A 14439-nucleotide genomic window follows, 5' to 3' on the forward strand; every position below is an offset into this window, starting at 1 on the left:
TTGAATTCATCGCGGGGCAAGTCGGACCGCCGCGATGAGGCCTCAGAACTCCCAGCGCGTCGTCAGCATCACATTGCGCGGATCACCGTAGTAGGTGGTGTCGAAGTTGCCCAATCCGGTCAGGTAACGCTTGTCGAACACGTTGTTGGCATTGACCGTGAAACTCAGCTGCTCGTTGTACTGGTAACGGGTCATCAGGTCGACCAGGGTGTAGCCGCCTTGCTTGATGAAGGTGTAGTCGTTCACCGAGCGGTTGTAGATCTTGCCGTAGAACGCGCTCTGCCAGTTGATCCCACCGCCCACGGTGAATTTGTCCAGCACCCCCGGCAGACGGTAGGTGGTGAACATCCGCACCAGGTGCTCAGGCTTGCTGGTGCTCATCGGGAAGCCATAGATGCGCTGCTCATCGGCATCGCGCGAACGCGCGTAGGTGTAGCCGGCCGAGAGATTCCAGCCTTCCTGCAGTTCACCGGCCACTTCCAGCTCGATGCCCTGGGTGGTGGCGCCGCTGGTGGCCTTGTAGATGCCTTCGTTGGTCGCAGGATTGGTGCCGATCGACTCGGCAACGTTGTCCTGCTCGATGCGAAACAGCGCCAGGCTGGCGTTGAGCTTGCCGTCGAAGTACGCCGCTTTCAGGCCGGTTTCGTAGCTGTCGCCTTCGACCGGATCGAGGGTGGCGCCGTTGCTGTCCTTGTTGCTCTGTGGCTGGTAGATCGAGGTGTAACTGGCGTACACCGAGTAGGTGTCGTCGAGGTCATAGACAATACCGGCGTAGGGTGTGACCACGCCGTGTTGCTTGTAGCTGGCCTGGCTGTCGGCAAAGTTCGGGTTCAGCCCGTCGTAGTCGTAGTTGTCGCTGTACTTGAAGGTGCTGACCCGGGTGCCGAGGATGACTGAAAGGTCATCGGCCGGGTGCAGGCGGGTGGCGATGTAGGCACCGTTCTGGCTCTTCTTCTGTTCGTACTTGCCGTTTTTCGGGAAGTCCGGCACGCCGATGTGGCCGTCCCAGTCAAAGATGCTACCGGGCACCGTGCCGAATTCGCCGGTGTCCCAGGTGGCGCCGGTCTGGCGTGAATGGTTGGTGTCCAGGCCAACGACCAGGTCGTGCTGGCGGCCAAACAGGGTGAACGGGCCGGAGAGGTTCAGGTCGGCACTGTTCTGCACCCGGTGGCCTTCCCAGCGGCCCCAGAAAAAGTACATGCCGTCACCATTGCGATCCGGCGCGCCACCGCTGGCCGAGGCCAGGCGGGTGTCGTGATCGCTTTGTAGCTGGTTTACGCTGACCTTGAGCGACCAGTCGTTGGCCAAAACCTGTTCCAGCGAGGCGAAGTAGGTGCGGTTCTGGAAGTCGCGACGGCTCCAGTCGGCGCCCGGGTTGAACGAGCGGGAGAAATCGGTGCGGCCGCCATCGGTGTAGTACACCGGGTTGCCGGTCCAGGAGCTGCCGCGCGGGGTGGTGGTCTGCTGGTCGATGCCGACGGTCAGCAGGGTATCCGGGGTGATGTCGGCCTCGAGGATGCCGTAGTACACCTCTTTGCTCTGCTGGTAATGGTCCTGGTAGCCCTTCTTGTCCTGCTGGGCGCTGACGAAGCGACCGCGTACGCTGGCGCTGCTGTTGATCGGACCGGAGACATCGACCTCACCGCGGTAGTTGTCCCAACTGCCGGCGCTGCCGGTGAGTGAGCCCTGGAACTGCGCGGTCGGTTTCTTGCGGATCAGGTTGACCGTGGCCGACGGATCGCCGGAACCGGTCATCAGGCCGGTGGCGCCCTTGAGCACCTCAACCCGGTCATAGATCGACATGTCGACATGCGCCGTACCTTCGCCGTACACCCCGTCATACACGGTGTTGACGCCGTCGTACTGGTAGTTGGTGATTACCAGGCCACGGCTGGTGAACTCGGTGCGGTCGCTGTCATAGGTTTGCGCCGACACACCCGGGGTATTGCGCAGCACATCGGAAATACTCTGGGCACCCTGGTCGTCCATCTGCTGGCGGGTAACCACAGTGATGGTTTGCGGCGTCTCGCGGATCGACAGCGGCAACTTGGTCGCGGTGCGGGTCGCCGCCGTGGTGTAGGAATGGGTGCCCTCGGTGGTTTCACCCAGGCCCTGGGCGTTGATGCTGGTGGCGCCCAGCTCCATCGCCGCGCCGCTGCTGGCCGGTACCAGCACGTAGCCGCCGTTGGATTGGCGCTGGGCCTGCAGGCCGGTGCCGCTGAGCAGGCGCGCCAGGCCTTCTTCCACCGAGTAGTTACCTTGCAATCCGGCCGATTGCTGGCCTTGGGTTTGCCGGGCATCGAACGACAGGGTGATGTTGGCGCGGGTGGCGAACAAGCTCAGGGTAGTGCCCAGCGGGCCCGGGGCGATCTGGAACTGGGTGCTGGCGCTTTGTGCCATGGCCTGGGCCGGCAGCAGCGCGAGCAGCGGCAACGGTGCCAGGGTCAGGCCGAACAGCGCCAGGTGGACAGCGCGAACCAGCGGGCGAGGGGCGCGCGGACAAGTCGGGGTCATGCAGGATTTCCTTCGATTGGCTGGGCAGAGGGGCGGTCGAAATTTGCCGCTTTAACTGCGTAGCCGAATGAGAATGAAAATCGGCAACCCTTTGTGCGAAATTTCTTCAGACAGCTTCAATGCTGACCCAGTAGCGAGTCATGTAACGCACCCTGACCGGCAATGACACGCCGAGGTTTTCCAGGATGGTGTCGGTGTCGTCAATGCGAAAGGCACCCGACAGGCGCAAGTCGGCGATGCCTTCGGCGCAGCGCAGCACGCCGGGGCGGTAGCGGCGCAGTTCGCTGACGAAGTCGCCCAGGCGCCATTCGATCACGGTCAGCATGCCCTGGGTCCAGGCGCCGGTGCCGGGCAGGGCGGTGCTGGCGGCCGCAATCTGCGTGCGGTCGAAACTGACGCTTTGCCCAGCCTCCAGGCGCAGCATCAATAGCGGCTGGTCGAGCGGGCGTACTTCAACCGCATGCTCGAGCACGCTGACCCGGCTCAGGCCGTTGTCGCTACGTACGTTGAAGCGCGTGCCGAGGGCGCGCACCCGGCCTTCAGCGGTTTCGGCAATGAATGGGCGCGCCGCGCTGTCACGAGCGGTCTGCACCATTATTTCACCGCTGTACAGGCGCAGCAGGCGTTGCTGCCCGTCGTAGCGGATATCCACCGCGCTGTCGGTGTTCAGTTCAAGCTGGCTGCCATCGTCCAGGCGCACCTGGCGACGCTGGCCCTTGCCGGTGCGCAGCTCCGCCATCCACGCCTGGCCCGGTGTACTTTGCCGTACAGCCCAGCCGGTTGCGCCAACGGCCATGAGCAGCGCCAGGGTCTTGAGCACGGCGCGACGCCGGGCGCGCACACCGGCCAGAGTCGGCAGGGCGACATCGGAAGGCAGCCGGCCCAGCTGGCGCTGCAGCTTTTCGACCCGCGCCCAGGCCTGGGCATGGGACTGGTTTTTGCCCAGCCAGTCTTGCCAGGCCTGCAACTGGGCGTCGCTGGGCGGCGCGGCATTAAGTTGCACGTACCAGGTGGCGGCAGCTTCGAGGGTGCGATAGTCCAGCGGCTGGGCCATGTCAGTCGTCCGTGAGCAGCAGGCAATGGGTCATGGCGCGGATCAGGTGTTTTTTCACCGTCGTCACCGACACCCCCAGGCGTTCTGCGGTAGCCACATAGCTCAGGCCTTCGAGTTGCACGGCCAGGAAGATAGAGCGCGTGCGCTCGCCCAGGCCATCGAGCATCTGGTCTACCGCCAGCAGGGTTTCGAGGATCAGCAAGCGGCTTTCCGGCGATTCGGCGACCCGCTCCGGACGCAGCGCCAGTTCGTCCAGGTAGGCCTGTTCGAGTGCCTTGCGGCGAAACTTGTCGATCATCAGCGCATGGGCAATGGCGCCCAGGTAGCTGCGCGGCTCGCGAATGGTGTCTGCATTGCGCGCGTTCAAAACCCGGATAAAGGTGTCCTGGGCCAGGTCGGCGGCATCGCTGGCATTGCCCAGGCGGGCGCGCAGCCAGTTCTTCAACCAACCGTTATGTTCGCTGTAGAGCGCGTGCAGGGCAGCATGATCGGGAGCGGGCATGGTGAGGCAATATCGAGTAATTGATAATTAGTCGCATTATTGTGGTTTGCTGGCGCACTATGCAAGCGCTCGTGCTTGACCTGGGGCAGGGGCAGGCAAAGACTGGTCAGCTATTTGCCCAATCGACTCAGGAGGTTTCCATGACCAGCAGGGCCATTATCGTCCAGACCGGCGGTGGTTACGACAAGGTGCAGGTAGGCACCCGTGGGGCTGCCGCCCCACAGGCCGGTGAAATCAGCGTGCGCCTGCACGCCAACTCGCTCAATTATCACGACTTCGCCGTGGTCAGCGGTATGTGGGGGCCTACGGCGCCGCGTATTCCCATGGCCGATGGCGCTGGCGTGGTGACCGCGGTGGGCGCTGGTGTGAGCGAGTTCGCGGTCGGTGATTCGGTGGTCAGCACGTTCTTCCCTGACTGGCTGGACGGCCAGCCGTTGGTCGAGGGTTTCGCCAGCGTTCCGGGCGACGGTATCGATGGTTACGCCCGCGAACAGGTTACGGCCCGCGCGACCTCGTTCACCCATGCGCCCAAAGGCTACAGCCACGCGCAAGCGGCGACCCTGACGACCGCCGGCCTTACTGCCTGGCGTGCACTGATGGCCGACGACTCGCTCAAGCCGGGCGATACCGTGCTGGTGCAAGGCACCGGTGGCGTGTCGATATTTGCTCTGCAGTTCGCCAAGCTGGCGGGCGCCACGGTAATTGCCACCTCCTCCAGCGACGACAAGCTCGAACGCCTCAAGGCTCTCGGCGCCGACCACCTGATCAACTACCGTAAAACCCCGGCCTGGGGCGAGAAGGTGCGCCAGCTCACCGCCAACCGTGGTGTCGATCATGTGATCGAGGTCGGTGGTCCGGCGACCCTGGAGCAGTCGATGATCGCTGCGCGTATCGGCGGGCATGTGTCACTGATCGGCATTCTTACCGGCGTGGCGGGCAACCTGCCGCTGGTCCAGGCGCTGGTGCGGCAGATCCGCCTGCAGGGTGTGCTGGTCGGCAGCCGCGCCCAGCAGCAGGCGATGGTTCGCGCCATCGATGCCAATGGCCTGCGCCCGGTGATCGACAAGACCTTCGAGCTGGAGCAGATCGTCGAAGCCTTCCGCTACCAGGAAAGCAATCAGCACTTCGGCAAGATCTGCCTGAGCATCTGAGCCAGCGCCTCAGATCTGCCCCAGCAACCAGCCGCGAAATGCCGTCAGCGACGGCAGCGACTGGTTGCGTGGTGGGTAGATCAGGTAATAGCTGCGCTGGCTGGCAAAGGGTGCACCGACACTGACCAGTTCACCACTGGTCAGCTCGTCGGCCACCAGAATGCGCGGCACCAGGCCGATGCCGATGCCCGCGCGCACAGCCTGGATCAGGTGCGACGTCAGCTCGAAGCTTGGCCCCAGGCGCATGCTGCGGTGCGCCAGGCCATGATGGGAAAACCACTCGCCCCAGGCATTGGGGTTGTTGGCCACGTTGAGCAGCAATTGCTCAGGCAGGCGCGCCGGTGACCAGTCGGCCTGGCGGGCGGCGGTGTCCGGCGAGAGGATCACCAGCAACTCTTCGGCATGCAGGCGATGACAGACCAGCCCCGGCACGTCGGCATTGCCGACGACGATGGCGGCATCGATGCCGCTGGTTTCGAAATCGATGGCTTCGATGCGCGAATTGATGTGCACCAGCATGCCTGGGTGCAGTTTGTAGAATTCATGCAGGCGCGGCAGCAGCCACTTGGAGCCGAAGGTCGGCAGGGTGGCAAGGCGCAGGCTGCCTTCGCCGGACTGATAGGCGATGGCCTGCAAGGTGGCGCTGCGAATGCGCCCGAGGGCTTCGCTCATCTCCCTTTGATATAACCGGCCGACATCGGTCAGGCGCACCTGGCGGCCTTCGCGGCGGAACAGGGTCAGGCCCAGTTGCTGCTCAAGTGCCTGCACCTGGCGGCTCACCGCGCTCTGGGTCAATGACAGCTCGGTGGCGGCGCGGGTGTAGCTTTCATGCCGGGCGGCGGCTTCGAACGCCAGCAGCAATGACATGGAGGGTGTGAGATGGCGGTAATTCATTCGTAAAAGTCATCGATAGCGGCAGAAATATCCAGTTGTCCGCAGCGGCACGCTCCGGGATCATTGGCATATCAGTGTCTTGAGGCTGACCTAATTATGCTCAGCCAGCAAGTGTTCCGATATTCCCGTGATTAGCCAAATTAAAGAGGCCATCCTTTGATGATCGCCCAGTTGCCGACCAGCACCCCTGCTGCCGACTATTCCGATTTTCTCGCCGCCTTGCGCGCCAGCGGTTTCCGTGGTCAGTCCAGCGCCGACTACGCTACCCGCACGGTGCTTGCCACCGACAACTCGATTTACCAGCGCCTGCCGCAAGCGGCGGTGTTTCCGCTGGATGCCGAGGACGTCGCCCGCGTCGCCGCGCTGATGGCCGAGCCGCGCTTTCGCCAGATCAAGCTCACCCCGCGTGGTGGCGGCACCGGCACCAACGGCCAGTCGCTGACCGACGGCATCGTCGTCGACCTGTCGCGGCACATGAACAACATCCTCGAGATCAACGTCGAGGAGCGCTGGGTGCGGGTGCAGGCCGGGGTGGTCAAGGACCAGCTCAACGCCGCGCTCAAGCCCCACGGGCTGTTCTTCGCCCCGGAGCTGTCGACCTCCAACCGCGCCACCGTCGGCGGCATGATCAACACCGATGCCAGCGGCCAGGGCAGTTGCACCTACGGCAAGACCCGCGACCACGTGCTCGAACTGCACAGCGTGCTGCTCGGCGGTGAGCGTCTGCACAGCCTGCCGATCGACGACCAGGCGCTGGAGCAGGCTTGCGCCCAGCCCGGGCGCAGCGGTGAGGTGTACCGCATGGCCCGGCAGATCCAGGAAACCCAGGCCGCACTGATCGAGACCATCTTCCCCAAGCTCAACCGCTGCCTGACCGGCTACGACCTCGCGCACCTGCGCGACGAGCAGGGCCGCTTCAACCTAAACAGCGTGCTGTGCGGCGCCGAAGGTTCGCTGGGGTACCTGGTCGAGGCCAAGCTCAACGTACTGCCGATTCCCAAATACGCGGTGCTGGTCAACGTGCGCTACAGCAGCTTCATGGATGCCCTGCGCGACGCCAATGCGCTGATGGCGCACAAGCCGCTGTCGATCGAGACGGTGGACTCCAAGGTGCTGATGCTGGCGATGAAGGACATCGTCTGGCACAGCGTTGCCGAGTACTTCCCCGCCGAAGCCGAGCGCCCGACCCTGGGCATCAACCTGGTGGAATTCTGCGGTGACGATCCGGCCGAAGTGAACGCGCGGGTGCAAGCCTTCGTCGCCCACCTGCAGGCTGATACCGGCGTCGAGCGCCTGGGCCACACCCTGGCCGAAGGCGCCGAGGCGGTGACCCGCGTCTACACCATGCGCAAGCGCTCGGTGGGCCTGCTTGGCAACGTTGAAGGCGAAGTGCGCCCGCAGCCGTTCGTGGAAGACACCGCTGTACCGCCAGAGCAACTGGCTGACTACATTGCTGATTTCCGTGCCTTGCTCGACAGCTACGGCCTGGCCTACGGCATGTTCGGCCACGTCGATGCCGGCGTACTTCACGTGCGCCCGGCCCTGGACATGAAAGACCCGGCCCAGGCGGCGCTGGTCAAGCCGATTTCCGATGCCGTGGCGGCGCTGACCCATCGCTATGGCGGCCTGCTCTGGGGCGAACACGGCAAGGGCCTGCGTTCGGAATACGTGCCGGACTTCTTCGGTGCCCTGTATCCGGCACTGCAGTCGCTCAAGGGCGCCTTTGACCCCTACAACCAGCTCAACCCCGGCAAGATCTGCACTCCGCCGGACAGCAAGCAGGGCCTGATCAAGGTCAACGAAGCACCGATGCGCGGCGACTTTGACCGGCAGATCGATGAGCGGGTGTGGCAGAGCTTCGGCAGCGCCGTGCACTGCAACGGCAACGGCGCCTGCTACAACTTCGACCCCAACGACGCCATGTGCCCGTCGTGGAAGGCCACCCGCGAACGCCAGCACTCGCCCAAGGGCCGTGCCTCGTTGATCCGCGAATGGTTGCGTCTGCAGGGCGCGGCCAGTATCGATGTATTGGCGGCGGCGAAGAACAAGAGCTCGTGGCTCAAGGAGCTGCCAAAACGCCTGCGCAACAACCAGGCGCGTTCCCGTGGCGAGGCTGACTTTTCCCACGAAGTCTATGAAGCCATGGCTGGCTGCCTGGCGTGCAAATCCTGCGCGGGGCAGTGCCCGATCAAGGTCAACGTGCCGGAGTTTCGCTCGCGCTTCCTGGAGCTGTACCACGGCCGCTATCAGCGTCCGCTGCGTGACTACCTGATCGGCTCTCTGGAGTTCAGTATCCCCTACATGGCTTATGCGCCAGGGCTGTACAACGCGGTGATGGGTTCGAAATGGGTCAGCCGCCTGCTCGAGCGCCATGTCGGCATGCTCGACAGCCCGCTGATCAGCCGCTACAACCTGCAGAACACCCTGACCCGTTGCAACGTGCGCGCGGCCAGCGTGCCGGCGCTGCGCGAGCTGACCCCGGCCCAGCGCGAGCGCAGCATCGTGCTGGTCCAGGATGCCTTCACCCGTTACTTCGAAACGCCATTGCTGGCGTCGTTTATCGAATTGGCCCACCGTCTGGGTCACAAGGTGTTCCTCGCGCCCTACAGTGCCAACGGCAAACCCCTGCATGTACAGGGTTTCCTTGGTGCCTTTGGCAAAGCGGCGATTCGCAACGCCACCCAGCTCAAGGCCCTGGCCGATTGCGGTGTGCCGTTGGTCGGCCTCGATCCGGCCATGACCCTGGTGTACCGCCAGGAGTACCAGAAGGTCGAAGGCCTGAGCGATTGCCCGAAGGTGCTGCTGCCGCAGGAATGGTTGATCGACGTGCTGCCTGAACAGGCCACGGGCGCCAGCGAAACCTTCCGTCTGCTGGCCCACTGCACCGAGAAAACCAACGTGCCGGCCAGCACTCGTCAGTGGGAACAGGTGTTCGCCCGCCTGGGGCTGAAGCTCGTTACTGAGGCTACCGGATGCTGCGGCATGTCCGGTACCTATGGCCACGAAGCGCGCAACCAGGACACCTCGCGGACCATCTTCGAGCAGTCCTGGGCCGGCAAGCTGGATAAACCGGGTGAAGCATTGGCCACCGGTTATTCCTGCCGTAGCCAGGTCAAGCGCATGGCGGACCGCCAGTTGCGTCACCCGCTGGAGGTGCTGCTGCAGTACGCCAAGGGCTGATGGCCGGTCAGGGCTCGAGGGTATCGACGCTGATCGTGATGTAGAAGAACTCGATCTGCGCCCACTGCGAGCGCTGGTTGGCCAGTGTTTCTTCGGAGGCCATGAGGACTTGGTATTTGATGCCGCTGTGTGGGTCGCGGTGGAAGTGGCGCAGCGAATCCCACATGCAGCAGAAAAACTGCAGGCGGCCCATGCCATAGCTTTGCTGCAGGTAAGCCTCGGCCACCGCTGCTTCGGTGCCCTTGACCTTGTAGGTCGCGATCAAGGGCGCCGTCTGCCCTTCGATTTCCTGATGGCAGCCCTGGTACTGGATGCCCTTGGGATACGCGCCCAATGTGCCGAGGAAGTCCTCGCACTTAGGCGCGGCCTGCAGCGACCCGCACAGCAGGAGCAGGGTCAGGATAATCAATGGGCGCAATGGTTTCGTCCTTGAATCACGCCGGATCAGGCAAAGCTGATGTTGGTGCGTTGCTTGCCGTAAACAACCCGTGCGGCGGACATCAGCTGGTGAGGGATCTCGACGAATGGGATATCCGAGTTGGTGATGGCGATGTCCACAAGTTGCAGCATCATCGAGTTCTTTTTGACCAGGATGACATCCGACCAGTCGGTGTTGGTCACGGCCACAGGCACGAAGTCGGAACGCTTGAGGAAGCTGCTAAGGGCCTCCAGTACACCCAGGTTCTGTTTGGTGCCCTGCAGGCTGTGGCAGCAGTCGTTGAGAAGCATGAAGCCATCATCGGCCAGTAGGTCCTGGTAGTACATCATGTCGCGCAGGATGTACTCGTATTGATGGTTGGCATCAATGTAGATCAGGTCGAATTTCTCGATACCGGTTCTTGGCTGGATCTCAGGAATGGCGTCGATCGTCTCGGCGCGAATGAGGGTGACGTTGGGCTTGTCGGCGAACTTGCCCTGACATTCCTCATACAGGTTGTCCCAGGTGGCCATGTCATACAGCGAGCCGCCATAGTAGTAATCATAGCTATCTACAGGGTCAACCCAAGGTGGCAACTGGTCGAACGGGCTGTAGGCTTCGGTGGCCGAGGGGCTCCAGCTGTCGATCAAGACCATTTGTTCAGGGCTGAGGGCGTTATAGAGGTTCAGCGCATTTTGCCCGCGCAGGACGCCAAGCTCGGCAATGACCGGCTTTTTATTGCAGGCGTCAAACACTGCCTTGAGAACGTGGTAGAAGGTCTCGCGGTGGGTCATACAGACTTTCATGCCTGCTCCTGTTCTGTGGTGGTTGCGACCCCCCGGAGTCGACAAGGATACGAGACGGGGCGGTCCTTCCAGGTGTTTATCGACCGCTGCGCCAATAGGATGAGTACGGTTTTGTCCGCAGCGTGTCGATGGCCGACAGGCGGGGTCAGTCAGGGTTCTGCAGGCAACAAAAAAGGCATCGGCGCAAGCGCCAGATGCCTTTTTCGTTTTGCGTATTTGGTGGAACCGGGGGGATTTGAACCCCCGTCCGCCAGTGATCCGCTGTCGGTACTACATGCTTAGCCGTGTCTATTGAGTTAATCCGCAGCCGCCCGACGGGCAGGGTGCTTTGGACGAGTTGTGTAAGTTTTAGCCGCTTCGTCCACAACGTACTGCACGGCGATCCTGTTCTGTATGACAATCACTTCGGGTTTACAGGCATCCCCTAGTGATTGCTGGAGCCGAAGCTACCAGGAGAGCGGGCTCAGCTGCTTACGCAGCGAGAGCGTAACCCTCGTAGTTTTCGTCATTGGCAACTATAGAAAGTTGCAACAGTGGATTTACGAGTTCTGTTACCAACTCGGCATGCACCTAGAGTTTCACTACCGGCGTCGAATCCTAATCGGCCCCATGTCTTGCGCTCTAGCTGTAAGCGTTTTTCAACGCTCGAGGTCCAGTATACGCCATCGGTCGGGCGACGTCGACTGCTGGTCTGACATCGCCCGGCAGACGGGTTACTGGCCGTTGCTGCCTTTCTCGGTTTTCTCCAGGCGCTCCAGTGTCTTGCTGGTAATAGAAATGCAGTCTTTCGTGTTACCCGCTGCCTGGGCAGCCTTGGCGTCCTTGACATGCTCGGCCACGGCGTTGTCCATACCTTCGGAGGTAGCTCCGGCGGTAGCCGTGGCATCTTCAATCTTCTGCAGGTTTAGGGCGCACAGGTCTTCTTCCGCAAACACAGGTGAGGCAAGCAGTGCGGCGGCAATGAACAGTCCGGAAATCGCAGTACGCTTCATGTGAATCTCCTTGGCTGGGAAGGCCTCGGGAAAGGGGGGCCTAATTTGATGGACTGCCCCGCTCTCACAAAGGTTCAGATAGCCCGCGCCCGGGTGACTCGGTCCACCAGGTACACCAGCCCGTGATAATCGATGCCGCCATGGTTGGACAGGCCGATCTCGCAGGTGCGACTGGTGGAGATTCCTTCGCTGCAATACTGCACCGCATCCTTGAGGCTGCGCAGCGAATGGGCATTGAGCTGCGGAGTGGTGAAGCCCTTGTCACCAGCAAAACCGCAGCAATGGATGGCTTCGGGAATCACCACCTGCTTGCTGCAACGCCGCGCCAGGTCGATCAGCGCCTGGCTTTCGCCCAGGTGCTGGGTGCTGCAGGTCACGTGTACGGCGATCGGCTCGTCCTGAGGGTTGAACTCCAGCTTGTCGACCAGGTGGGTGCGGATAAAGCGCACTGGGTCATACAGGTCCAGGCGGGTTTCGGCCAGGTCCTGGACCAGGCGCAAGGTGCACGGGCTGGTATCGCAATAGATCGGGTCGAGGCCGCCGCGGCTGGCATGCAGCAGGGCGTTGATCAGTTCCTGGCGCTTGTGCTCGGCCTGCTCGGCGTAGCCCTTGGAGGCAAACGGCTGACCGCAGCACAGGTTGTCCTGGTTGTCCGGGAACACCACTTGATAGCCGGCCTTTTCCAGCAGGGCGCGGGTCTTGTCCAGCAGCGAGGTTTGCTCGCGATCCGCCGCCGCCGGGCCCATCACCCGTGAAACGCAGGCTGCCAGGTACACCACCCGCGGCCGAGCGTCGTTACTGGCCGGGGTCAACTGCACCGCCTTGAGCGGTTGTGGCATGGCCGGCGTCCACTGTGGTACTCGGCCATGGCTGAGCTTGCTGAGGCTGGCGCTCAGGCGACTCAGGCGCGGCGCGCCAAGCAAGCGACGGGCACCGTTGGCGGCCTGCAGGGTAAATCGTGCCCCCCTGAGGGCTGTGTGGAAATTGTCCGCCAGCCAGTCCGCGGTCTTCATGTGACCGGCGGCCTGGCCGCGCAGCTTTTTCACCAGCTCACCGGTGTTGATACCCACCGGGCAGCGTTGGGCGCATAAACCGGTGGCGGCGCAGGTGTCGATGCCCTGGTACTGGTAGTTGCGTTCCAGTTCGCGGGTATCGCTGCCAGCGCGTTTTTTCGCCTGGATATCGCGCCACATGACGATGCGCTGGCGCGGGCTCAGGGTCAGCCCCTTGGACGGGCAGACCGGCTCGCAGAAACCGCATTCGATGCACTTGTCGACGATCTCGTCGGCAGCCGGTAGCGGCTTGAGGTTCTTCAGGTGGATCTGCGGGTCTTCGCTGAGCACCACATCCGGGTTGAGGATGCCATTGGGGTCGAGCAGGCGCTTGAGCTGCCACATCAACTGGTAGGCATCGCTGCCCCATTCCAGCTCGACAAAGGGCGCCATGTTGCGCCCGGTGCCGTGTTCGGCCTTGAGCGAACCGCCGAATTCCACCGCCACCAGTTGCGCCACGTCATCCATGAAGGCCTGGTAACGCGCGACCTCTTCGGCGCTGTTGAAGCCCTGGGTGAAGACGAAGTGCAGGTTGCCTTCCAGGGCATGGCCGAACAGGATCGCCTCGTCATAGTGATGTTTGTCGAACAGCGCAATCAGGCGATTGACGCCGATGGCCAGTTGCTCGACCGGAAAGGTCACGTCTTCGATGATCACTGTGGTGCCGGTCTTGCGCACCGCGCCGACGGCGGGGAAGGTGTCTTTGCGGATGGCCCAGAGCCTGGCGTTCTCCTTGGCATCCTCGGTGAAGTCGACCTGCTTCTCCACCGGAAAGCTCGCCAGCGAGGCCATGATCTGCGCCAGTTGCTCGTGCAGCAGCGCCTGGGTTGCTGCACGGGATTCGATCAGCAGGGCGCAGGCGCCGTCGGACAGTTGCTGGACAAAGGCCGGCATCCCGGGCTTGTCCTGCACCGAGCGCAGGCTGCGTCGGTCGAGCAGCTCCACCGCCGATACCGGCTGGCTTTTGAGCACGCTCACGGCGTTGCAACAGGTTTCTACATCCGGGAAGACGATCAGTGCCGACGCTTTGTTCGGGTGATCGATTACCGTGTCGTACGTTACTGCGCTGATAAAGCCCAGGGTGCCCTCGGAGCCGACCAGCAGGTGGCTGAGGATATCCAGCGGCTGGTCGTAGTCGATCAGGGCATTGAGCGACAGGCCGGTGGTGTTCTTCAGGCGGTACTTGTGGCGAATTTTGGCGGCTAGCTCAGTGTTGGCGCGGGTTTCCCGAGCCAGGCGCGCGAGCTCACCAAGCAGGTCGGCGTGGCTCTGTTCGAACGCGGCGACGCTGGCCGGGTCTTCGCTGTCCAGGCGCGTGCCGTCGGCCAGCACCAGGCGCATGCCGGCCAGGGTGTGGTAGGTATTCTGGGCGGTGCCGCAGCACATACCGCTGGCATTGTTGGCGACGATACCGCCGATCTTGCAGGCATTGATCGAGGCAGGGTCCGGGCCGATCTTGCGCCCGAACGGGGCCAGCCAAGCGTTGGCCTGGGCACCGATCACCCCGGGTTGCAGGCGGATCTGCTGGCCCTGATCGCGAATCTCGCGACCGTTCCAGTTATCGCCAAGCACGATCATCACCGAATCGCTGATGGCCTGGCCGGACAAGCTGGTGCCAGCGGCGCGGAAGGTGACCGGCACGCGCTCGCGCTGGGCCAGCTTGAGCAGGGCGACCACTTCATCTTCGGATTCGACCCGTACCACCAGCTTGGGAATCAGCCGGTAGAAGCTGGCATCGGTGCCGAAAGCCAGGGTCGATAGCGGATCGTCGAAACGGCGCTCGGCGGGTATCAGGCGTGCTACCGAGTCGAGGAACGCGGCGGGCAGACTCATGCAATCTCCTCGTGGGGCCGTGGCGTCTGGTGCGCCGTGTGCC

General features: G+C 62.9%; 10 protein-coding genes and 1 other RNA gene. 2 read left to right on the forward strand and 9 right to left on the reverse strand.

The window, feature by feature from the left end; genetic code table 11:
- Window positions 1-42: 42 nt before the first annotated feature.
- The 3 genes from ABIE20_RS15690 to ABIE20_RS15700 all read right to left on the reverse strand — a co-directional run bounded on the left by ABIE20_RS15690 (window position 43) and on the right by ABIE20_RS15700 (window position 4070).
- The gene (locus ABIE20_RS15690) at window positions 43-2514 is read right to left on the reverse strand and encodes a TonB-dependent siderophore receptor (protein ID WP_429505801.1); all 2472 of its coding nucleotides are present in this window, start codon (window positions 2512-2514) and stop codon (window positions 43-45) included.
- 106 nt (window positions 2515-2620) lie between these two features.
- Window positions 2621-3568 carry a FecR domain-containing protein gene (locus ABIE20_RS15695; protein ID WP_429505802.1) on the reverse strand — a complete coding sequence of 316 codons (948 nt, stop codon included), beginning with the start codon at window positions 3566-3568 and terminating at the stop codon, window positions 2621-2623.
- Window position 3569: 1 nt separating this feature from the next.
- On the reverse strand, window positions 3570-4070 hold the full coding sequence (locus ABIE20_RS15700) for a sigma-70 family RNA polymerase sigma factor (protein WP_429505803.1): 501 nt from the start codon (window positions 4068-4070) through the stop codon (window positions 3570-3572).
- 140 nt (window positions 4071-4210) lie between these two features.
- On the opposite strand from ABIE20_RS15700, the gene ABIE20_RS15705 reads away from it, so the two are divergent.
- Window positions 4211-5221 carry a zinc-dependent alcohol dehydrogenase family protein gene (locus ABIE20_RS15705; RefSeq protein ID WP_429505804.1) on the forward strand — a complete coding sequence of 337 codons (1011 nt, stop codon included), beginning with the start codon at window positions 4211-4213 and terminating at the stop codon, window positions 5219-5221.
- A 9-nt stretch (window positions 5222-5230) separates the two neighbouring features.
- Here the strand turns inward: ABIE20_RS15705 and ABIE20_RS15710 are convergent, their stop codons facing one another.
- The gene (locus ABIE20_RS15710) at window positions 5231-6115 is read right to left on the reverse strand and encodes a LysR substrate-binding domain-containing protein (RefSeq protein WP_429505805.1); all 885 of its coding nucleotides are present in this window, start codon (window positions 6113-6115) and stop codon (window positions 5231-5233) included.
- Window positions 6116-6274: 159 nt separating this feature from the next.
- On the opposite strand from ABIE20_RS15710, the gene ydiJ reads away from it, so the two are divergent.
- Window positions 6275-9295, forward strand: a complete 3021-nt coding sequence (gene ydiJ / locus ABIE20_RS15715; RefSeq protein ID WP_429505806.1) for a D-2-hydroxyglutarate dehydrogenase YdiJ — start codon at window positions 6275-6277, stop codon at window positions 9293-9295.
- A gap of 7 nt (window positions 9296-9302) precedes the next feature.
- On the opposite strand, the gene ABIE20_RS15720 is transcribed toward ydiJ, so the two are convergent.
- From ABIE20_RS15720 to ABIE20_RS15740, 5 genes are all read right to left on the reverse strand, one after another.
- Window positions 9303-9713: a DUF4952 domain-containing protein gene (locus ABIE20_RS15720; protein ID WP_429505807.1), complete on the reverse strand. Its 411-nt coding sequence runs from the start codon at window positions 9711-9713 to the stop codon at window positions 9303-9305.
- 26 nt (window positions 9714-9739) lie between these two features.
- Window positions 9740-10519, reverse strand: coding sequence for a class I SAM-dependent methyltransferase (locus ABIE20_RS15725; protein WP_045199772.1), 780 nt, complete (start codon window positions 10517-10519; stop codon window positions 9740-9742).
- 217 nt (window positions 10520-10736) lie between these two features.
- Window positions 10737-11128: a transfer-messenger RNA gene (ssrA, locus tag ABIE20_RS15730) on the reverse strand.
- A 104-nt stretch (window positions 11129-11232) separates the two neighbouring features.
- Window positions 11233-11511, reverse strand: coding sequence for a hypothetical protein (locus ABIE20_RS15735; protein WP_429505808.1), 279 nt, complete (start codon window positions 11509-11511; stop codon window positions 11233-11235).
- A 74-nt stretch (window positions 11512-11585) separates the two neighbouring features.
- Window positions 11586-14396 (reverse strand): FAD-binding and (Fe-S)-binding domain-containing protein, encoded by a 2811-nt coding sequence (locus tag ABIE20_RS15740; protein WP_429505809.1) that lies wholly within the window; start codon window positions 14394-14396, stop codon window positions 11586-11588.
- Between the last annotated feature and the right edge of the window lie 43 nt (window positions 14397-14439).

Origin of the sequence: Pseudomonas sp. 2835, assembly GCF_050435905.1 — a bacterium.
Classification (GTDB): domain Bacteria; phylum Pseudomonadota; class Gammaproteobacteria; order Pseudomonadales; family Pseudomonadaceae; genus Aquipseudomonas.